The sequence below is a fragment of the Pedobacter heparinus DSM 2366 genome (genome assembly GCF_000023825.1).
Taxonomy (GTDB): domain Bacteria; phylum Bacteroidota; class Bacteroidia; order Sphingobacteriales; family Sphingobacteriaceae; genus Pedobacter; species Pedobacter heparinus.
In genome coordinates this window covers 2220480-2241003 of record NC_013061.1, presented here as the reverse complement: position 1 = coordinate 2241003, position 20524 = coordinate 2220480, and the positions used below count along the sequence as shown (strand labels likewise).

At 41.2% G+C, this 20524-nt stretch carries 22 protein-coding genes; 6 read left to right on the top strand and 16 right to left on the bottom strand.

Features of this window, described 5'->3' with window-relative positions:
* Positions 1 to 8: 8 nt before the first annotated feature.
* The 5 genes from PHEP_RS09655 to PHEP_RS09635 all read right to left on the bottom strand — a co-directional run bounded on the left by PHEP_RS09655 (position 9) and on the right by PHEP_RS09635 (position 3378).
* Positions 9 to 623 (bottom strand): TerD family protein, encoded by a 615-nt coding sequence (locus tag PHEP_RS09655; protein WP_015807762.1) that lies wholly within the window; start codon positions 621 to 623, stop codon positions 9 to 11.
* A gap of 6 nt (positions 624 to 629) precedes the next feature.
* A complete protein-coding gene (locus tag PHEP_RS09650) occupies positions 630 to 1184 on the bottom strand; it encodes a TerD family protein (RefSeq protein WP_015807761.1) in 555 nt (184 codons plus the stop codon).
* Positions 1185 to 1186: 2 nt separating this feature from the next.
* Entirely contained in the window at positions 1187 to 2023 is an 837-nt protein-coding gene (locus tag PHEP_RS09645; protein ID WP_015807760.1) for a phosphoribosyltransferase family protein, read from the bottom strand.
* Positions 2020 to 2715: an HAD family hydrolase gene (locus PHEP_RS09640; RefSeq protein WP_015807759.1), complete on the bottom strand. Its 696-nt coding sequence runs from the start codon at positions 2713 to 2715 to the stop codon at positions 2020 to 2022. The genes PHEP_RS09645 and PHEP_RS09640 overlap by 4 nt, the downstream gene beginning before the upstream one ends.
* Positions 2716 to 2811: 96 nt before the next feature.
* Positions 2812 to 3378 (bottom strand): helix-turn-helix domain-containing protein, encoded by a 567-nt coding sequence (locus PHEP_RS09635; RefSeq protein ID WP_015807758.1) that lies wholly within the window; start codon positions 3376 to 3378, stop codon positions 2812 to 2814.
* A gap of 131 nt (positions 3379 to 3509) precedes the next feature.
* Between PHEP_RS09635 and PHEP_RS09630 the strand changes: the two genes are divergently transcribed.
* The 6 genes from PHEP_RS09630 to PHEP_RS09605 are packed head-to-tail and all read left to right on the top strand — an operon-like array spanning position 3510 to position 9440.
* On the top strand, positions 3510 to 4670 hold the full coding sequence (locus tag PHEP_RS09630) for a hypothetical protein (protein WP_015807757.1): 1161 nt from the start codon (positions 3510 to 3512) through the stop codon (positions 4668 to 4670).
* Between the two features lie 39 nt (positions 4671 to 4709).
* Positions 4710 to 5360 (top strand): head GIN domain-containing protein, encoded by a 651-nt coding sequence (locus PHEP_RS09625; protein ID WP_015807756.1) that lies wholly within the window; start codon positions 4710 to 4712, stop codon positions 5358 to 5360.
* A gap of 10 nt (positions 5361 to 5370) precedes the next feature.
* Positions 5371 to 6069: a DUF4833 domain-containing protein gene (locus PHEP_RS09620; RefSeq protein ID WP_015807755.1), complete on the top strand. Its 699-nt coding sequence runs from the start codon at positions 5371 to 5373 to the stop codon at positions 6067 to 6069.
* Positions 6070 to 6098: 29 nt separating this feature from the next.
* On the top strand, positions 6099 to 6686 hold the full coding sequence (locus PHEP_RS09615) for an RNA polymerase sigma-70 factor (protein WP_015807754.1): 588 nt from the start codon (positions 6099 to 6101) through the stop codon (positions 6684 to 6686).
* Positions 6687 to 6693: 7 nt separating this feature from the next.
* On the top strand, positions 6694 to 7656 hold the full coding sequence (locus PHEP_RS09610; protein WP_015807753.1) for a FecR family protein: 963 nt from the start codon (positions 6694 to 6696) through the stop codon (positions 7654 to 7656).
* A complete protein-coding gene (locus PHEP_RS09605; RefSeq protein WP_015807752.1) occupies positions 7653 to 9440 on the top strand; it encodes an STN and carboxypeptidase regulatory-like domain-containing protein in 1788 nt (595 codons plus the stop codon). Before PHEP_RS09610 ends, PHEP_RS09605 begins: the two co-directional genes overlap by 4 nt.
* A 33-nt stretch (positions 9441 to 9473) precedes the next feature.
* On the opposite strand, the gene PHEP_RS22215 is transcribed toward PHEP_RS09605, so the two are convergent.
* The 11 genes from PHEP_RS22215 to PHEP_RS09550 all read right to left on the bottom strand — a co-directional run bounded on the left by PHEP_RS22215 (position 9474) and on the right by PHEP_RS09550 (position 20524).
* Positions 9474 to 9629, bottom strand: a complete 156-nt coding sequence (locus PHEP_RS22215; protein ID WP_155975979.1) for a hypothetical protein — start codon at positions 9627 to 9629, stop codon at positions 9474 to 9476.
* Between the two features lie 52 nt (positions 9630 to 9681).
* Positions 9682 to 10452, bottom strand: a complete 771-nt coding sequence (locus PHEP_RS09595; RefSeq protein WP_015807750.1) for a DUF72 domain-containing protein — start codon at positions 10450 to 10452, stop codon at positions 9682 to 9684.
* 103 nt (positions 10453 to 10555) lie between these two features.
* Positions 10556 to 11728 (bottom strand): ABC transporter permease, encoded by a 1173-nt coding sequence (locus PHEP_RS09590; RefSeq protein WP_015807749.1) that lies wholly within the window; start codon positions 11726 to 11728, stop codon positions 10556 to 10558.
* Positions 11712 to 12881 (bottom strand): ABC transporter permease, encoded by a 1170-nt coding sequence (locus PHEP_RS09585; protein ID WP_015807748.1) that lies wholly within the window; start codon positions 12879 to 12881, stop codon positions 11712 to 11714. The genes PHEP_RS09590 and PHEP_RS09585 overlap by 17 nt, the downstream gene beginning before the upstream one ends.
* Positions 12881 to 13867: an HlyD family secretion protein gene (locus PHEP_RS09580; protein ID WP_015807747.1), complete on the bottom strand. Its 987-nt coding sequence runs from the start codon at positions 13865 to 13867 to the stop codon at positions 12881 to 12883. Before PHEP_RS09580 ends, PHEP_RS09585 begins: the two co-directional genes overlap by 1 nt.
* A 35-nt stretch (positions 13868 to 13902) precedes the next feature.
* Positions 13903 to 15387 carry a TolC family protein gene (locus PHEP_RS09575; protein ID WP_015807746.1) on the bottom strand — a complete coding sequence of 495 codons (1485 nt, stop codon included), beginning with the start codon at positions 15385 to 15387 and terminating at the stop codon, positions 13903 to 13905.
* Positions 15388 to 15510: 123 nt separating this feature from the next.
* Positions 15511 to 16080, bottom strand: coding sequence for a DUF6580 family putative transport protein (locus PHEP_RS09570; RefSeq protein ID WP_036673972.1), 570 nt, complete (start codon positions 16078 to 16080; stop codon positions 15511 to 15513).
* Between the two features lie 71 nt (positions 16081 to 16151).
* The gene (locus PHEP_RS09565; RefSeq protein WP_015807744.1) at positions 16152 to 17249 is read right to left on the bottom strand and encodes a hypothetical protein; all 1098 of its coding nucleotides are present in this window, start codon (positions 17247 to 17249) and stop codon (positions 16152 to 16154) included.
* A 21-nt stretch (positions 17250 to 17270) separates the two neighbouring features.
* Positions 17271 to 18395 carry a YncE family protein gene (locus PHEP_RS09560; protein ID WP_238326459.1) on the bottom strand — a complete coding sequence of 375 codons (1125 nt, stop codon included), beginning with the start codon at positions 18393 to 18395 and terminating at the stop codon, positions 17271 to 17273.
* A 2-nt stretch (positions 18396 to 18397) separates the two neighbouring features.
* Complete coding sequence (locus tag PHEP_RS09555) at positions 18398 to 19381, bottom strand: hypothetical protein (protein ID WP_015807742.1); 984 nt, start codon at positions 19379 to 19381, stop codon at positions 18398 to 18400.
* Between the two features lie 18 nt (positions 19382 to 19399).
* Entirely contained in the window at positions 19400 to 20524 is a 1125-nt protein-coding gene (locus tag PHEP_RS09550) for a YncE family protein (RefSeq protein ID WP_015807741.1), read from the bottom strand.

Below are 20524 nucleotides of genomic sequence, written 5' to 3'. Positions count from 1 at the left end.
CTAAACGCTTATAAATAACTTTGCGTTACGGTTTTAACGGTTTCTTCAAGCTTACGGTCTTTAGTAGGCTCACCAATCGCATTAAACTTCCATTCGCCGTTTTTCTTGTAAAACACACCCATTACCATCGAAACATGACCTCCAAAATTGGATCCATTTGCAATGTCATAAGTGGCAAATACTTCGTTTACTCTTTTAGGTGTTCCTTCATAAATCCTTATAGAAGCAAAAGGGATCGTTCCAAAATCATGTCCCCTAAAACTGTTCAACACAAAGGCTACATAATTTACAGCAGGGTTTAAGCCCGAAAAATCGAGGGTAATCACCTCATTATCCAGTCCATCGTCTCCCCCCATATCACCCGTTAAATCGTCGCCACTATGTTTTACAGCGCCGTCTTTAGAAGCCAGATTGCCAAAATAAACTACTTCAGTCAGCTGCTTCTGCTCATTGTAAAGGGCACAACTCGCGTCCAAATCAACAGCTTCTTTAGTTTTGCCAAACCCGAACAGCCCTTTTTTTTCTATTGCACCCCAGTTAATGCCTACACAAACACTTTGAAGTTTGCTTCCATTGCTTTTCTCCAGGCTAATGCGTTGTCCTTTTTGAAGATTAATTGCCATAATTTCTTATTGATATTTATTTAAATAATCCTGTAAGCCGCCTTTCATTCCCATTCCTACAGCCTCAAATTTCCATTTACCGTCGCGTTTATATATTCTGCCAAATTCAACTGCAGTCTCAATAGAAAAATCTTCTTCCAATTCATACTTCAGCAAAACTTCATTGGTAACCGCATCAAAAATACGTACATACGAATTTCTAACCTGTCCAAAATTTTGCCTTCTGCTTTCCGCTTCATGAATAGTTACTACCACACAAATTTCTGAAACGCTTCCGCCAACTTTTGTTAGATCAACCTTAATCTGCTCGTCATCTCCATCCCCATCGCCGGTTAAATTATCACCAGTATGTTCTACAGCTGTATCCGGCGATTTCAGGTTATTATAAAAGACCAAATGTTCATCAGAAACCAGCTTCTTATTGTCATTCAGCATAAAAACAGAAGCATCTAAGTCAAAGGCGGTACCTGTAGATGAACTGTTTGTATCCCAACCCAAACCAATGGTAAATTTGGGCGCATCTATATTTTCTCTCTGCCCTTTTTGTAAGTTAATGGCCATAATTAAATCAATTTATAGTTTTTGTTATTTATGTAGTTTTTTAAAAAATTCAAATTTCCGGAATAGCAATCTATAGTATGGTAACTGTTACCTAACGATAAATTATACAGGTTATATATAAAATCTTCGGTCTGCCGCTCCAGAAATATGGAAAAGCTATTAAAATCGCAATTTAAGATATATTTAACAATCCTCGTATTAAAACAAAAATTACCACTTTTAATAATTTCATCCAAATCAAAAACAGACCTTACTTTATGGTAATTTAAATGATTTTCTATATTCGGATGAATATCATGGTTAGCCAGTTCAGCAAAATAGAGCATGTAAATATCATTTTTAAGTTCATACTCCTTCACCATTTTAAGGATCATCTTTTCATGGCTTCCTGTTATTTTGATATCATCCAGAAAGAACAATACCTTATCCCTCAGAAAGTCCTTATCAATATGAAAAGAATCGTTACCAATCAACTTAATCCTGTCCTCCGCACTCAAAGCCCCATAATCATCTTTATAAGTAATGGTCCTGTGTACCTTAGCTTCCTGAACTACCATACGTCCGTTCTCTACCAGCCAGTGGTTAAGCTGGTAAACAAAATAGTTTTTCATAGCAAAAGTAGCCGTAGGAATAAAACAATACGGACTGGAGATAACCACAATCTGCTCCGATATCTGGTTATCTTCCAAAAAACCCTTTATAAAGCCATCAGCCAGGTCTTTGCCAAATTTTTTGGCTACCCGGTCATCTCCAAACTTAAAACGGCTGTAATCATCGGCACTAAAACCAAAGTTATTCGAATGGTGTATTTTATGCAGGGAATAAGTGTATGGGATCATAAGAGTAAATGGCCTATAGATAAATGATTAGAGTTAATTTGCAGACTCCTGATACCGGCTTTTTCAGCACCTCTTACATCTGCAAGCGGGTTATCCCCTATATGTATAACCTCTGTTAAATTCAATTCCGGATGCTTTTTTTTATCAATGGTATCCAGCATGAGCTGGAAAAACTGCTGATTAGGCTTAGAAAGCCTTACCTCATCCGAGTAAAGCTGAAAATCAAGGAGTTCATCCAGTCTCAGCTCCTGCAATACCCTTCTAAGGGTTTTACCTTTAATAAAACCGGTATTGCTCAACAAACTGGTGGTGCTTAAGCCAGATTCTTTTAAGCGGTACAAAACATTGGTGCTATCGGCACAATAAACCTGAGGCATATATTTTAGTACCAGCAATTCCATTTCATTATACAGCTCATCTATAGCTATATCCTGAAATTCGGTCGAATAATTATTGATGATACTGATCACCATAAGGTACATTTCTTCGGCATCAATATTTTTCCCCGTTTTTTCATTGATGCTGTTCACCATCAGGTCAACTTGTCTGAACACCACACAAACCTCTTCGAAGCTTTTTTTTACACTGTTAAAATTAGTGTAAAAATAACGTGCCCGCTCGGTTTTAAAAGCAGGGTTGGACTTGATCAGGGTAAGCCACAGGTCGAAAGAATAATGTTTATAAAAAGGCATTATGAGCGCATTTTTTTTAAGTTCAGACGCATTTTAATCCCTAATGTTACAAATTTAGACGTACAGTCCGAAATTTAATTTAGAAAAACACAGCGCCTATCCAACCTTATCCAATGATTTTCTGTCGTTTAAGGTAGCCGTTTTATACTTACTCGGCGTAAGACCTGTAATCGCCTTAAACTGGGTCGATAAATGTGCACTGCTGCTGTATCCCATCTTATAAGCAATCTCGTTTAAATTCAGCTCGCCATATTCAAGTAATTCCTTTACCTTTTCAATTTTTTGCTGGATAATGTACTTTTCAATGGTCAGGCCTTCAGCATCAGAAAACTGCCTGCTCAGGTAAGCATAGTCCTTATTTAATTTATCTGCTATTTCCTGGCTCAGGCTCTGTTGCAGCTCATTCAGCTCCGAATAATGGATCAGATCAATCACCTGTGTTTTAATCTGTTCAACCAGCTGGTCTTTTTCCTTATCCATCAACTCAAATCCCAACGTTCCTAAAGCAGCAGCAATGTCCTGCAGTTGTCCCTCATTGGCCTCAGGTTCAATAGCTATTTTTCCTAAAGAAATCTCTTTCACTTTAAACCCAAAATTTTCCAGCTGCTGCCTCACAATCATGATACAGCGGTCGCAAACCATATTTTTAACATATAACAACATAAAGCAACAGAATTAATATGCTTAACCAAAGTATGAGCTCAATTACAAAGATACCCTTAAATTAAATTAATTTATAATCCTGCGTAGGGGTAAATGTTCATCTGGTTGTCCTAATTAAAACAAGACAAAAAATGAACTTTACATTTTACAAAATCAACACACAATTAATGGCCCTAAAGGCCATAACCTGTTTACTTTTATCCATAGCTGGTTTAAGCGCTTCCGGACAAAACAAGGCAGCGGGTAAAATCCATGTCGGTATAATTTATCCTTTAAGCACCAATGGCAGCCACGCGGCACTCGACACCAATAACCTGTCTATCCATCTGCTGGCAGGTATTTCGGCATCAGAACAGGGAGCTTCTTTTGCAGGTATTTCTAATATCGTACGCAATGGGACCAAAGGATTTCAGTTTGCTGCCTTTTCAAATCATATTGGTAAGCAGGTCGAAGGTGGCCTGTTCGCTGGCTTTTTAAATACCTACGCAGGGGGCGATGCATTTGCTGTCGCAGGTTTCAGCAATGTAGCTACAGCTGACGTTAAAGGCGCGCAGTTCGCCGGCTTTGCCAATGTATCCAAAAGCGTAAAAGGCGCACAGTTTGCCGGTTTTGCCAATATTGCTAAAACTGTAAAAGGGCCTCAGTTTGCAGGTTTTATCAATTTATCTAAAAAAGATGCTGCCCTCCAGTTCGCAGGCTTTATGAATAAAGCTACAGATGTTAAGGGCAGTCAGCTGGCTGGCTTTATCAATATCGCAAAAAAAGTTAAAGGGGCCCAGATAGCCGGCTTTATCAATGTGGCCGACAGCAGCGATTATCCCATCGGGATTATCAATATTGTAAAAAATGGCGAAAAAGGCATTGGCATTAGCACCGATGAAACACTCACTACAATGTTGTCTTTCAGGTCTGGTGGAAAAGTACTTTACGGCATTATCGGTATAGGTTACAATTTTAAAAACACCGATGAAGTATATGCTTTTGAAGCTGGCCTGGGTGCACACTTTTTCCAGTCGCCCACTTTTCGCTTAAATGCAGAAATTGCAGGTACCGGACTAGAAAGTTTCAAGGCAGGCGAATACTTCAAAACCTCGTTTAGGTTAATGCCCGCCTTCAAGATCAGTCCTAAACTTGAAATCTTCGGCGGACCTTCAGTCAACTATCTAAACACCAATACGTTTGAAGGACGCAGCTTAAACAAAAGCTATATCAATACATGGGAAAACAAATGGGGCAATAATTTCCAGGCCCTGTACATCGGTTATGGAGGCGGTATACAATACCTTTTTTAACAAAAAAATAAATCATCACAAACTACAAAAAAAACAATCATGAGAATTTTAACCTTGATCACATTATTGGGCATCCTATTTACAGGCTGCTCTAAAGAAAAGCTCAGCGCAAGCGGCGACAAAATAACAGAAGAACGCAGTCCGGGAGACTTTAACGGCATAAGTACCAGCGGCTCAAACTCTGTATACATCACTTATGGAACTGAATTTAAAGTGGTACTGAAAGGCTCCAACAATCTGATCCCCTATTTTAAAACCAGTGTAACCGGCAACACCTTATATCTGGGTTACGAAAAAGCCAGCGTACAGCACGATGATGTTGAAGTATTTGTAACACTGCCCTCCATCAGGAAAGTTTCGATAAGCGGTAGCGGAAAAACCCTTGTACAGGGTTCCTTTCCAAGAGCTATTGATTTCAAATTGTCAATAAGCGGTTCTGGTGATGCTACAGTTCAGGACGCCTTTGATTCAGATGAAGTATTGGTACAGATCTCCGGCTCCGGTAAAGCTGACCTTCAGCAAATAAACGCAAGAAAGGCACAGATAGACATTTCCGGAAGTGGCGATGCAAAGCTGAAAGTGGAAGAAAAGTTAAAGGCCAGGATCAGTGGAAGCGGGAAAATTTATTACACCGGAAACCCTGATGTAGACGCTGATGTAAGTGGCTCTGGTAAAGTTATCAAATTTTAAATTTACAAAAATGGTATACAGGGATATGCTGCAGGACATTAAACAAAGTGACGGTTTAAAAGAACTGCTGTTCTTTATTTTTGCGAGTCCATCCAAAGTCTACAAACATAAAGCCAATAAAAACCTCCGGCAATCTAAAGCAGCCGTTCCACTGGGTAAAAGGTTGCTCAGGAGTATATTGATCATTTTAGCCATGCTGTTGTTGCTAAGCCAGTCAACATTTGCACAAAAACAGGTAGAACCAGAAAATTTGCCTACTCCAAAAGGCAGTAACCTATTGTTCTTTTTGCAGCGCGATCCGGATGCAAACACTGTAGTTTATGAACTTAACTACAACAGCGACGGCACTTTATACCGCAATAATCCCATTAAAGGTTCCTGGATCAGGTATGAAGAGGCACAAAAGTTCAAAGAGCTGACCAGTATTGAAAAGAAATTTGCCTACGGTATAAAAAGCAGGCCCATTGGCGAAGATGAGTATGAGATCAGGCTGGTGGCCTATAAAAAGATGCCCATGTATCTCAGAAAATCAGAAACAGACCAGAAATACCACATTTACATTAAAGATGAAGGTAAAAACCTCTTGCTAAAAAGGGTATTTGTAAGGGTAAATGGAGGTAGCTTTTGGTTTCCAAAAATACAGTATATAGATTTGATCACCACAAACTGTGCAACCGGAATAGAGATTTTAAAGAGAATAAGAACCTGAACTGATATATTTGAATAAGATTTAAACCCTTGGAGTTAAAAAGCAGCATTTCGGCAAATACATCACAACCATATGATGACCAAGCTTTTGAACAATTGTTCAAAGCACATTTTAAGGCCTTGCACGCTTATGCCCTGGCCTTGTTAAAAGATGAAGATACCGCCGAAGAAATAGTACAGACCATGTTTTTAAAATTTTGGGAGAAAAGGGAGCTGTTGAATATCCAGACCTCGGTTAAGGCCTATCTTTATAAATGCGTTTACCACGACAGCCTGAACTTTTTAAAACATGAAAAGATTAAAACAAAATACCAGGATTTTGCAAGCTATACCATGAACAGCCATCATGAACCCGCCTCTTCAAAAGCAGAAATGACCGAACTGGAATACCAGATTGGAAAGGCCTTAAATGAATTGCCCGAACAATGCCGTACCATATTCCAGATGAGCAGGTTTGAAGAATTAAAATACAGGGAAATAGCGGAACAGCTGGGCCTGTCTGTAAAAACTATAGAAAACCAAATGGGCAAAGCGCTCAGAATAATGCGACTGAAGCTGGCCGACTTCCTTTCGCTCATTTTATTAGGCCTGATGTATTACAGGGATTTTTTTAACTAGCAACAGCATGACGGATGAATTATTGATAAAGTTTCTGCTAAAAGAAACAAGTGAAGAGGAAGGCATAGCCGTACAAAACTGGTTAGACGCCGCTCCTTCCAATGCAAAACATTTTGAACAGTTTAAACAAATATGGAACAGCAGTAAAAAGCTTTCCACCCAAAGCAATGTTAACGGAGATGAAGCCTGGCTAAGGTTTAAACAAAGAGCATCAGCCGCGCATCAGCCCCTTGTACGCCGCATAAAACCAACCTACCAATGGCTTAAAATTGCAGCCGTTCTTTTCCTCATTGCTGCTGCATGGTCTGTATACAGTATCTTTTCACCGGTTTCCTATACCCCCATAACCGCTGGCAACACCATAAACAAACAATTGCTCCCCGATGGGTCTGAAGTTACACTCAACAAAAACACCCAACTCAGCTATGCAACTAATTTTAAAAAAAACAGAAGCGTCCATCTGCAGCAGGGTGAAGTATTTTTTAACGTACTGCACGATAAAACCCGGCCATTTGTAATTGATGTAGACAAAATTGCTGTACTTGTAGTGGGTACCTCCTTCAATGTAAAACACTTAAACCACCAAACTGAAGTTATTGTCGAGACCGGAATCGTAAAAGTAAGCCTTGGCAAGGATGAAATAGCCCTTCACAAGGGAGAAAAAATAATCATAAAAAACACAACCGACAAACTGGTTAAAATGCAAAGTACAGATCAGCTGTACAATTATTACCGCAGCAACGAATTTGTATTGAACAATACCCCTTTATGGCGTGTAGTTGAAGTTTTAAATGAGGCTTATAATTCAGAAATCGTGATTAAAGATCCGGCCATAAGAGACCTGACCTTATTTACAACTTTAAAAACCACAGCAAGTTTAGCCGATAATTTAAAAACAATCTGTCTTACGCTTGATTTAAAGTCTGTCCGTAACGAAAACCAGCTCTTGTTGTCTAAAAATACCAAATGAAATTAAAACTTACGCTCATCCTGTCCATCCTTACCGGATACCTGCAAGCCCAGATGCCACTTGCCCCTTCTAAACACAATTTAGAAAAAAGAGTAAGTATAGAAGTAAAAAATACCCAGATATCAGAAGTACTCACCAGGGTTAGCCGCGCCGGGGCATTCTATTTCTCTTACAGCGGGGCCTTGTTCACAACAGATAGCCTGGTTAGTCTGAATGTCAGAAATACGCCGGTAAGGGAAATATTGGACAGGCTTTTTAACAATAAGGTAGATTACAAGGAAAACGGGGAATATATCATTCTCCGTTATGCAGCAAACCACCTTACCATAGAACCTGAAAACATCACCACTGCCGACAAGCTTTACCTGATCAGTGGTTATGTAATAGATACAGAAACGGGTCGTAAGGTTAAACAGGCCAGTGTTTATGAAAAACGTCTCTTGCAGTCTACACTTACAGATCATGAGGGCTTCTTTAAACTGAGGTTTAAAGGTGACCATAATGAAGTGATATTAACAGCTGCCAAAGAAAACTACAGAGACACCACGCTCGTCTTCCTATCTGACATTAAAGTGAAACCAGAGGGTTATAAAGACCCAAACGCAGATGAAGCAAATGGTCTGTTCAGTGATGTCGAAAATTCGGGAATCGGCAGGTTCTTCATTTCTTCCAAACAAAGGATCCAGAGTTTAAACATCCCCAGTTTTTTTGCCAACAGTCCTTTTCAAACTTCACTTACACCGGGTTTAAGCTCCCACGGCATCATGAGCTCCCAGGTGGTCAACAAATTTTCACTGAATGTTCTGGGTGGTTATACCGCAGGCACAGATGGACTTGAAATTGCAGGGCTTTTTAACATTACCAAAGGTGATGTGAAGAAATTACAGTTTGCTGGTCTTTTTAATGAGGCTGGCGGCGCTGTAAACGGTTTTCAGGTGGCAGGTTTACTGAACAATGTAAGTGGCGAAAAGAAAGGCTTCCAGGCAGCCGGACTGCTTAACCGTGTTAAAGGTGAAACTGAAGGCTTTCAGGTTGCCGGGCTTTGCAACTTGTCGGCCAGGAGTATGAAGGGTGTACAGGCAGCAGGAATTGTAAACGTTATTAAAGAAAATGTTGATGGGGTACAAATTGCTGGCATTGCCAACCTGGTACGCAAAGACATGGAAGGCATCCAGATAGCTGGCATAGCTAATATGACCAGGCACTTAAAGGGGGTACAAATTGCTGGTATTCTTAACTATGCCAAAAAAATGGATGGTTTCCAGCTTGGCCTTATCAATGTATCAGACACTTCATCCGGTTACAGTTTAGGGTTGATAAACCTTGTAAAACATGGTTATCATAAAATAAGCCTGTTTACCAACGAAACTGTAAACACCAATCTTTCTATTAAAACAGGCAATTCCCATCTTTATACCATTTTATTTGCAGGCTTAAACCTGTCACAAAACGAAAAAGTACGAACTGTGGGTATAGGCCTTGGCCATGATTTTATTTTTAACAGCTGCTTGTCTGTTGGTCTTGAAACAACTGGTCAGCTGCTCTATCTCGGTAAGTGGGACAGTACCAACCTTTTGAGTAAAGTTCAGGCCAACCTGCAGGTACAGCTGGTTAAAGGTATAAGCCTCTTTGCGGGCCCTGCCTACGCTGTTTACAGCAGCGATAACCCCGCCAATTCCAGTTCAGCAGGCTATAAGCAAAACATTGTTCCAAAGCACCATACCAGCTTTGGCAGCAACACAAAGGGATGGCTGGGTTTCAATGCCGGCATCACCTTCATGTAAGTACAACAAACCAAAATCTCAGTATGGATCTGTTTACTTTGTCAATGCTTTGACGGTTGTCGTTTTTGTCTTCCCCCAATCCCGGTCTTCCCTAAAATCCTCATCTGCATGAAAATAATAATCCCGGTTCCCATACTTACTTGTGCTTACATTTTTAATTGGCTTATACTCCCTGACCTTGCTCTTCATGTTAAAAAAATTATAGTTTAAACATAAAACAAGATTTATGCAAAAAGGTTTGTCATAAATTATCTGCATTATTGTGCACATACTTCCTTAACAATTCCATATTTCCGATCGCATTGCCCATCGTATTGTTAAAATAGCTATAAACCTCTTTTCCTTCCACCAGCCAGTCCCTGATATAAGTCGCATATTCATATAAAAAATCATCCGGATAACTTCCCTTATAATCTCCCTCAGGCCCATGAAAACGCAGATATACAAAATCAAGCGAATTGTTGAGTAACTGTCCCCCTTCGCTAAGTTTATCATGAAGAACGGGGGCCATACTGAATTCCTCCAGCAAGTCATAGGTATCCTGCCGATACCAGCTTTGGTGCCTGAATTCAACAGCTATGTGCCACAACAGATCAGGATCTGCCTTGCGTATGCAGTTCAAAAGTTCAGTTAACTCCCGGATATGTACAGGCTTAATGCTGGCGGGGAACTGTACCAGCAAACAACCTTTTTTACTGCCCGCACTGGCAATCCGATTCATAAATTCTGCAACTGCCTCAGGTTCAAAATCAAGGTTCCTCTTATGTGTAATTTCCTGCCACAATTTAAAGGTAAACTTAAAGTCTGCTGGCGTATCTGCCGCCCATCTGGCAACAGTCGAAGCCATGGGCATTTTATAAAACGTGCTATTGATCTCTATACTGTTAAAAAGGGAAGCATAATAACCCAATCTGCTCCCGGCCTTAAATTCTTCCGGATAAAATTCTTTGTTGGGTACGGGCAATAACAAACCACTGGTACCAGAATAATATGTACCTTTAACATATTCCATATGATCAGCTTAATTTCTATTATAACCAGTCTACAATATGAATTGTTTGAACCCCGGTGTTCCAAAACATCAAATTATTTGTCTCAGCTGCTGCTTTTAAGCCTCAGTCCAAATGAACTTTGCTTTGCCGGGCCAGCTTTCTAAACCTTATGTAACAGGCAGTGCTGTACAACAACCAAAGCAATAACAGGTGCAGCAAAGCAGCGGCATAGGCCAGCAAGTCGGCACCAGATTGAACTATGGCCGTGTATATTTTAATAAATGGCGTAGTGGGCAGCAGCATGGATACCCACTGTATCGGCACTGGCAGTGATTCAAAAGGCCAGGTATATCCGGTAATCAGGAAAATGGGATAGGTTGAAAAGGCCATCACCTGGAGGCAAAGCAATTGCGATCTGAACAAAGAACCTATAAATTGGGCCATGGGTATCAACGTAAACAACAAAAAGAGCAGCAACACGCCCAGTTGAAAACCACTGCCCCGCATGGGCAAATTGAGTAACCTAAAGTTTACATTCAGGAAAAAGAAGCCATAAGCGCCAAAAACAACAAGATAAAATAATCCTTTGCCCCAGATTGCGGTTGAAATGCCAGCCTTAAACCATTCTTTTATACTGCCCTGCTGCCTTTCTCCGGCAACGCTTTCCGATAGGCCGATCAGTAGTGTCTGCTGCAAGATCAGGGCCAGCAATGCAGGCAACAGAAAAGCTCCATAACTGGACCTTTCATTAAACATCGGGCGGTAATCCAGGGTAATGGGCATTACATTTTGCATGGCCATAGTCCTGCTTAAGCCTTCACTCTTTTCAAAATACTGCAGCCTTATCCCCGCTCCTACAGTAAGGCAAATCTGCTGCACACTCATTAATAAATCACTGGAAGGCAGAAATCTTGCCGCATTTACCGCAAGTACTACATTACTTTGTTTAAGTGTCAGCAAATTACTTTGTGTACCCCTGGGAATATAAAAATAACCCTGACAGTTACCGCTGTACATCTGTTCTTTTGCAGTTTCCAGGTCAGAAAAATGGATCAGTTCCACCAGCTGCGAATTGTTTATCTGCTGTTGCAGCAGGCGGGACAATCTCGACTGGTCGTCGTCTACCACAGCCAGTTTTACCTGCTCTTCTTCTTTATTGATATAAATACTGCCATAAAAAAAAGCGTACAGCAAAGGTGCAATCAATAGTGTAAGCAATAAACTATGGTCCTTTGCCACCAAGGTAACCTCTCTTAAAAAGAGCTGGATTAAAGATGGTTTATGCGGCCTGCTCATTTACGCTGCTGTTAAATTGGTGCTGAAATAATAAAATTGCGGTCGGAAACATTACCGCACAAAACAAAACAAGCTTATTGATGTCAGCCTGCGCATAATGCATGGGCAGGTTCATGTAATATACTTTAAAAAAGGCGTCCAGAAACGGCGTATAAGGCATAATGGTCGCATAATATTGATCGTACCATGGCATTGCCCATCTTGGAAAAGTAAAACCACTAAAAACAAAGGCTGGTGAAGTGTAAAACAAGGCCACATCACCCGATAACATCACATCCTTAAATAAAGCCGAAATGAACATACCGATACCTATACAGGCAACCGACAACAAGGTGTACATTAAAAAGAATTTGCCTGTCGCAACCGGCACACCAATACCAAACCAGGGAAACAGGACAAAGGCAATCAGTATAAAATTAACCCAGCTAAAAACCAGGTGTGCAATGGTTTTAGCGGTAATAACCAGTAAAGCAGAACCCTTGGCCAAACCATAAAGCTCCTGCATGGTATTCGTTTTCCATTCGTAATTCAATGCCAGCATACTGCTGATGATAAGGATCATCTGGATGCCTACTGTAATCAGCCCCGGAACCAGGTATTCCTGGTAATTGTAACTCGCATTATACAATTGATAACTATTCAGTTTAACCGGATTGGCCAATGCCATAGCCCGGTCTGCTTTCATACCGGTCTTTACCAGTTTTTGCAATACCACACCCGAACTGCCCATAATAACCACTTCAGCTACGGCTTTATAGATCAGTTTGGCAGGCACCAGTGATGCTGCATTGGTATAAAGGGTTACATGGGCCTGATGCCTGCTGTAAATGTCTTTCTGCATGTTGGCCGGAAAATGAACAGCCCCCAGTATTACTCCATTTTGGATCAGCTGCTTAACTTCTGCTTCAGTACCTACTCGGCGGGTAATCTGTAAGGTTTCCCGCTGTTGCAGCAGGAAAATAAGCTGTCGGCTTAGGGGCGACTGGTCTTCATCCCAGATGGCGAAAGCCAGGTTTCTGGCATCCCGTTGTTGGTAGATCAGGGCATAAAATGAGAACAGCAATCCGGGTATCACCAGCATTACTATGTAAAATACCGGCAAACGAAGTATCCGTTTCCATTCCCGTAAAATAATATGCCCCATTGCTTGCATCAGGGCAGGATTAATGAAGCCGTCATCCCCGAACGTAAACCTTTAACTGCGGCCAGGTTCTCAGGCTTAAACTCTACAGTAAACGTACGCAGCTCAAATTGCCCTTTATCTTTTGAAGGCACCCAGTTGGCAAATTCGAGCGTAGGCGAAATGGCAGATACTTTTACTTCAAAAGTTTCAGGCTCACAACCAGGAATGGTCACTTTTGCCATAGCACCTACTTTTAGGTCTTTCGCCCTGTCCTGCCGGATATTGAACCTTATAAGTGATGAATTTTTCTTTTCAATGGTCATCATCGGATAGCCTATAGAAACAATTTCCCCCTGATGGGTAACCAGGCTCGAGATCACCCCAGCTGCCGGGGCATAAACTTTGGTATTGTCGCCAAGCGCTTTGGTCAGCTCATAAGCCTGCTCTGCCTGTTTTACGATGGCATTGGCCGTTTTGATGATTTCGGGGCGTGTACCATTTTTCAGCATCTGCAAATTGAGCTGTGCTGTTTCCATTTCTTTTTTTGCAGCCTGATACCGGAAGTAAAAAACATCTTTTTCCTGCCCGGAAATCACGTCTGCATTATACAAGCGTTCCATGCGCTGGTAGGTGGTATTGAACAGCTTATACTGCTCCTCACTAATCTGATAAAGTTTTGATGTAGCCTCAATCAGCTCAGGCCTGGCGCCCTGCACCAATAGTTCCTGTTGTCCTTTGGCAGCATCTATAGCCGATAAGGCCTGCGACTTAATGGCATCAATTTCATTGGAACGCAAAATAGCCAGCAGCTGTCCAGCCTTAACTGTATCTCCCTGTTCTACCAGCAGGGAGTCCAGTCTCCCTGGAAACTCCGCAGCCACATCTACACTGGAAGCATCCACCATGCCGATCAGGTGCGTTTCATCTTTATTTCCGGCAAGAAAGAAAAACAAGGCCACTATAACAACAAGTATGGGGATAAGCAGTGCCCAATAGTTTTTTATAAATTTCTTCATAGCTGTATCTTTTCCTGTTAATCCTACTGATAAAATTACCTGATAAACTGACTGATTTGCTGGGGGTTCCCTAAACTGTTAAAATAGCCGGCAAGCGCCAGGTAATAACCCAGCACAGCCGTATAATATGCTTTTTCCATTTCTGCTTCTATCAGCACCGCATCATTTACATCTTTGGGCGAAGAAAGCTGGTTTTCCATACGTTTGGTAATTAACCGGGATGTGGTCTGCGCCTCTTTCCGGGCATTGTCGAGTACCCCAACTTCATTTTCCAGCGAGGTCATTTGATTTTTTGCAATTTTTGATTGCACCTGCAGCAGCAGCCCTGCATTTTCTTCGGCAAGCTTAGCCTCCTCAACCAGTTGCCTGGCAGCAAGGGTACGCTTCCGGGTTTGCCCGTTAAACAACGACCATTGCAGTTCAACCCCAACAAACCAGTCGGGTATAGTTACAGGTAGGTCGCGCTGGTACAAATTGTAATTGCCTATCGCAAAAATATTGGGCAGGGCAAATGATTTGCTGATCTTTTCAGAAGTTTTGGCATAAGCAATTTTACTGGCCGCCAATTGATATACAGGATTTTCTGTCCAGTAATCACTCTGGGCCGGCACTGCTGCAATCCCCGTGTATGTTAAGGTATCCGAAATAACCACATTGGTATCCAGTGGCAGGCCCATAAGTTTATTCAGTTCCAGATGGGCATTCTGCTTATCCAGCTTAAGACTCGTAAGCTGGCTTCGGGCCTGCATCAATACTACATTGGTCCAGCTTTTTTGATAAGGGGCCAGAATTTGGTTCTTTACCAGCTCGTCTGCATAGTTCTTATTTTTGCTTAATGCTATCACAATAAACTCCTGCTTATTTAAAATGGTGTTTAGGTACAAAATCCGCAGGTATTGCAGGGCAATGAGAAAATCAACCTCCTTATTCACCACATTCACATTGATACTCGCTGTGTTGACCAGCGATTGTGCCAGATTTTGCGCGGCATCCAGCTTATTTCCCAGAAATATGGGTTGCCTTAATCCAAGACCAGCAACAAAATACGACTGTTTACTAAGTTCCGGATTATAATCAGGGTAAATGCTACCAATGATATTTTTCGAAGTATTGTAAATCCTGTCCTGTACGGCCTGCGATAGATTATTACCGGTAATTTCTTTAAACACCTCATTTGCAGCATTCACACTTTGCTGGGATGAGCCATTTACAATTCCATCCTTAGCGGTTTGCAGGTTTATGGTCAGAGGGCTGCTCAGATAAGTATAGCTTGACAATAAATCTACCTTAGGTAAATAACTCTTTTTTTCGGCCTGCAGGTTGTACTGGCCGGATAATAAGGCAGACCTGGCCTGCTTTACACTAAGGTTATTTTTTCTGGCTAAATCAAAACAGGCATTCAGGCTTGTAGTCTGGCCATAAGCCTCCACCTCAAAAACCATAAAAAAGTAAGCCAACAGGTATACAAATAACTTATACCGTTCCTTTTTGAGCAGATGAGCAGGTAGATATTTAATCATACAGCATTATAAAAAGATGCCAAAGCAGCGTTAATATTTAGGTAACAATATAAGACGCAAAAAGTTTGGCTAAAACAAAAAAGGCTGCCTTTGGCAGCCTTTCCTAAATTATCTATTAAAATATTAAGCGCTCAGGCCTTTTTTAAAACTCAACGACGGATACCATGCCTTTAAGCCAAACATCACTGCACCATAAATTACAGTTCCATATAAGAACTTCAATTCGAAAGGAACAGCAGCTACCAGACAGGCCCAGAAGCCAGCCAGCGTAGGTGGATACAATCCGGGAATGTACATCGCACTGATATCAGCCACTACCCAGTGGATCAGAATAACTGAAATGGCTGCCGTAACCAGGTTTTGAACATTAACTTTTTTCAACAATACCCTACTTACAGCCACCATAAGGATAAAGGCTATATAAGTCCAGTACCAGCCATCATAAAAGAAACCATAACCAGAGGTTCTGGCAATAAAAATATCACTCAGTAACAGCACGGTTAACGGAAAACCAAAGGCTTTAAGCGGATTGTTGAAATAAGCTGCACCAAACATGGCAATGGCCCCTACCGCCGAAAAATTTGCAATATCCTTAAAATTATCAGAATGGGGTGCCGCCACGCGGATAATGCTGACAAGTACTACAACCAATATCAGAATTACAGTACTGGGATTAAATTTAGATTCAGACATGTTCATTTAATTATAAAACAAAGTTATATTATTTCTATGGATAACAAAACAGGCATCGTTTAACTTTAATTTTATTTAACCAGACTAAGGTCAGCCACCCCCATAATCTCGGTAGACAACTCTCCCAAGATGCCTAAATTGGCCTGAATGCCTGTTTGTATTTTAATAAAATCTATGCCCGACAGTGAAACCGGCTTTCCCCCGGCATCAACTGCATTCGCAATATCAAGCTGGTCTCCACCCACCGCATTGTCGGCATAACCCCAGGCAAAAGGAAAACTGGTAATCAAAGTACCTGGCTTAATCCCTGTCAAAGGCAGCAAAGAGCCCTTTAAAGTATATTCATTGCCCGTAATCCAGGCAGGGAAAGCCTGAACATTTGTACCACTGATTTCGACTACACCGGTATTCCCTTTATTGTCCCTCCAGGATACATTACCCCCCTTTGCAGGTTTGGTATAGGTCACTTCATAATTACGGATATAGCCTTCTTTGCCAAATTCACTGCCTTTTAACTCATACCAGGTATCATCGGGCTTACCATTGCCGTTCGCATCTTGCATCACCCATACCACACCCGGCTCGGCCCAATTAAACTGCGCATTGCCATAAATAACAAGGTCATTTTTGTCGTTTTCGTTAATTACCGTATGGTCAAAACCCAAAACAATAAAGCCACCCCATGCACCCAAAGAAACGGCACCTTCCTGGCCTTCCAAACTTTTAGCACCTTCCATGCTGCCAAGAGTTTTATTGGTGTATTGTCCTGGTCCGGGTAAAAACTCAAACACTTTGGTTACGTAACTGTTGCTGCCAGGGCCTGATGGCACAGTAGGCACCCCCACATTGATCACATATTTATAGCTAAAAATACCGGCACTATTGGTGGCCGTATATTCTATATTGTAAATTCCGGCAGCTGCAGGCGTAAAATCGTAATCAGCGGTATTGCTTTTAACTTCTCCTTCAAGTTTCCACTCCTGTGCATACACCTTATTGTTTACATTAAACGCCGAAAACGAGATCGTCTCATTCACTTTACCGTTAATAGGACTATTTTCGATATTCATTTTAACCACAGGGATCTGCTCCGTTTCTTCATCCTTGGTACAGGCAGTCCACACCGCAACACCCAGCAAGATCAAAAGCAAATAAAGTTTAGTTTTCATAGCAAGGGCCTTTCCTTAAAATTATTTATAGCTGTATTTAAATACTGCACTTTGTGGCGATCCCCCGGTGGCAAATTCAAATTTCTTCTTACCATCGGCACCAAAGCAAAATGTTTTACCCACTAAAGCATAACCATTCGCATCAGATACAAATATATCATTACTTAACGGGTTTACCGTAACAGCATAAGGTAAAATAACTGGTGTAGCATCTGTTACAAAATCAGTACCCAGTACGCCGGAACTTACATTTATATTTTTTAGAAATTCATTACCATACGGACCAATTACAAAACCTTTATTACCTGTTATATTCAAATACTCAACATCTAATGCTTCAGTTCCTGTTTTAGTATCGCTAACACTACTTAATTTATCTAATGATGGTGAGATATTACCATAATTACCTCTTGTAACCACAAACAGTTCACCCGAACCTGTTGCAGAAATTTTAGTAGGATTAAAGCCTACCGGAATGTCTTTTAACTTGTTAAAGTTATTCAGGTCTACAACAGATACTGATGAGTTATTGCTGGTTGCATACATAAAATGGGCTGAGTTTGTAACATACAGTTTACCATTTACAATTGTCAGCTGCTCCAGCGCCCCGCCTACCTGAAGTCTCGATTCAACAGTTAAACCCGCTGTATCTATCCTGGTAACATAACCGTCGTAACCAGATACATAAGCTTTGTTCTTGTAAAACGCAATATAACGTGGTAAAAAGCCTGAAGTCGCATCCGAAAAAGGAATTCTTTTTAACGACTTACCTGTCGCTATACTCATTACATCTATATATGAATCCTTACTGGCTTTATCCGTACCGGTAACTACGGCATACATTTTACTGCCGTATTGTTTCAGGTCGCTTGTGTTCACACCCAGATCAATGCCATTCTGTTTTTTATAGTAATCCTGTATAGCAGCGCCGGTATTTACTTCATAATAGGTAATTGTTCCTATTTTTCCATAACCGGTTTCACACAACACATACACTCCGGTTGTAGCACTTGGCTGAGGGTCAATTGGCGGCAATTTATCCTTTTTACAGGCGCCCAATACCAAAACGAAGGCCGATAGTATAACCAGCGCCTGTTTTTTAAAGTTAAAGTTGTTCATCATGTTTGTTTTATATATTAATTTCATTCTCATTTTTTTAAATGTAAACTCAAGTCAATTGCACCGCCTATTTCGGAAGAAATTTCTCCAAGGAACCTCGCTCTAGGATTGGTCCTGTCGGGGTCATAAGGATTCCCGTTCGAATTCTGTCCGGTATATACCTTCACAAAATCAATATGCGACAGCTGTACCTTTTTACCCTTATCATCCACAGCCCAGGAAATATCTAAGGAATTGTACGCCGAGCCTTTACTTGCCATCAATGTTTTAAAATCTTCCGATCCATTGTCGGCATAGCCCCATTCAAAGGGTTTATTGGTAATGATACTTCCATCATTCAGCGTATTCTTTAAAAGCGTGCCCGTAAAGCTCAGTTCCTCCTGGTTCTTTATCCATAAAGGATAATACTGTTTTCGATGGAAATTATTTCTTAAAACATAGCCTTCCTTACCCTGGTTATCTGTCCACCTGATGTCATCAGTTGTATTTTTAGGGTTATAATAAGTGATCTTATAATTTTTTATGGTCTCTGTTTTATGGTATTCACTTCCGGCCAGCTCAAACCAGGGGCCATCATCTGGTAAACCATTGCCGTTCAGGTCCTGCATCACCATTACAATGGCAGGCTCAGACCATTCCATATTCACCCCCGTTAAAGGGTTACCATAAATACCAATATCAGCGCCTTCAGCATTTGCTATAGAATGGTCGAAACCAAATATCAGGTAACCCCCATAACCACCTAAAGAAACCAGGCCCTCGTTTGCTTTTCCAACCAGTGTTTCGGCAGCCTCAGGAGTACCCAGCCCTTCGTTAATGAACTGTCCCGGGGCAGGCAGGTATTCATATATTTTACTGATAAATTTTGAACTCGAAGAAGTTACCGGTCTGGGCTCGTAAACTGTGGCCTCAGGTTCATTTTTTTTACATGCGGTTAAACACAGTTGAAAAGCAGCAAGAGCGATGAATGCCGGTTTTAAATTCCTCAGCGTGTTGTTTTTGTTGAAAGTCATTTTTAAACGATATATGATTTAATAAATAAATGCAAAGTGTGCGGGGATATCCCCTGTTTTAACAGACCATTTCATTTTCCCGGCCGCATTGAAACCATACAGCATACCCGGCGAAACATAATCTTTGGCGTCGGTAACATATACATCTTTTGTAAAAGGGTTCACTGCAATCCCATAAGGGATGATGATCTTTTTATCCGTGCCGTCTGTAATAAATTTTTTATCCGTCAGCACCTCATCCTTTACATTCAGTACTCCGTAGGTAATGGTGTTATTGCCAGTCAGGTAACTGAATACAGTACCATAAAAATAAGCCAGGTCGCCATCAATCGCCAGGTTGCTGATGCCAATGTCAAACGATTTTTTTATGGCATCTGTCTGCGTATCTATCACAAAAAGCTTAGAGGGGATGTCGTAATAATCCCCCCTCGAGGTCACATAGAGGTCGCCGTACTGATCAGCTTTAATACGGTGCAGATTGATCGCCACATCTATATTTTTTAGCACCTGAAAAGTATTCAGGTCCAATACAGACACTGTGCGTTCATAGTTGGGCGGACTATACCCCCCAGAATTGGCCACATACAATTTTTCTCCAACAATGGCCATTTCTTCCGGTTGCCGGCCCACTTCCACCCTTTTCTCTTCCTGCAAACTCAGTGTGTCTATCCTGGCAACAATACCCCTGGGTGCACTTGGGTCACCAACCCTTCCCAAATAGGCGCTCACATAAGCTTTACCATTATGAAAAGTGATGTAACGGCAATTGATCATATTGATCTGACTGATCTTTTTACCTGTTTTCACATCCAGTACTTCTACTTTATTGGAAACATTGACCACTACGTATAACTTCGACCCATATACCCCGATATCATTGGCCACATCACCAAGCCCCTTAATCACCTCAGGATTGGCCGTACCATAGATATTTTTGCGGTAAATCCCTTCTCTCAGGTTAAGATAATCGAGGGATGCCTTGTTCATGTTCATGTTCCCCTCGTTCACCACATAAAACCCTTTCATTACACTGCCCGGATCGGGTGTCAGCATTTGTGTCTCTTCTTTAGAGGGCTGCAGGTCCTTTCTGCAGGCCACAAACACCAGGCTGCACAGGCACATAATTAGCTGTATATTTTTCAT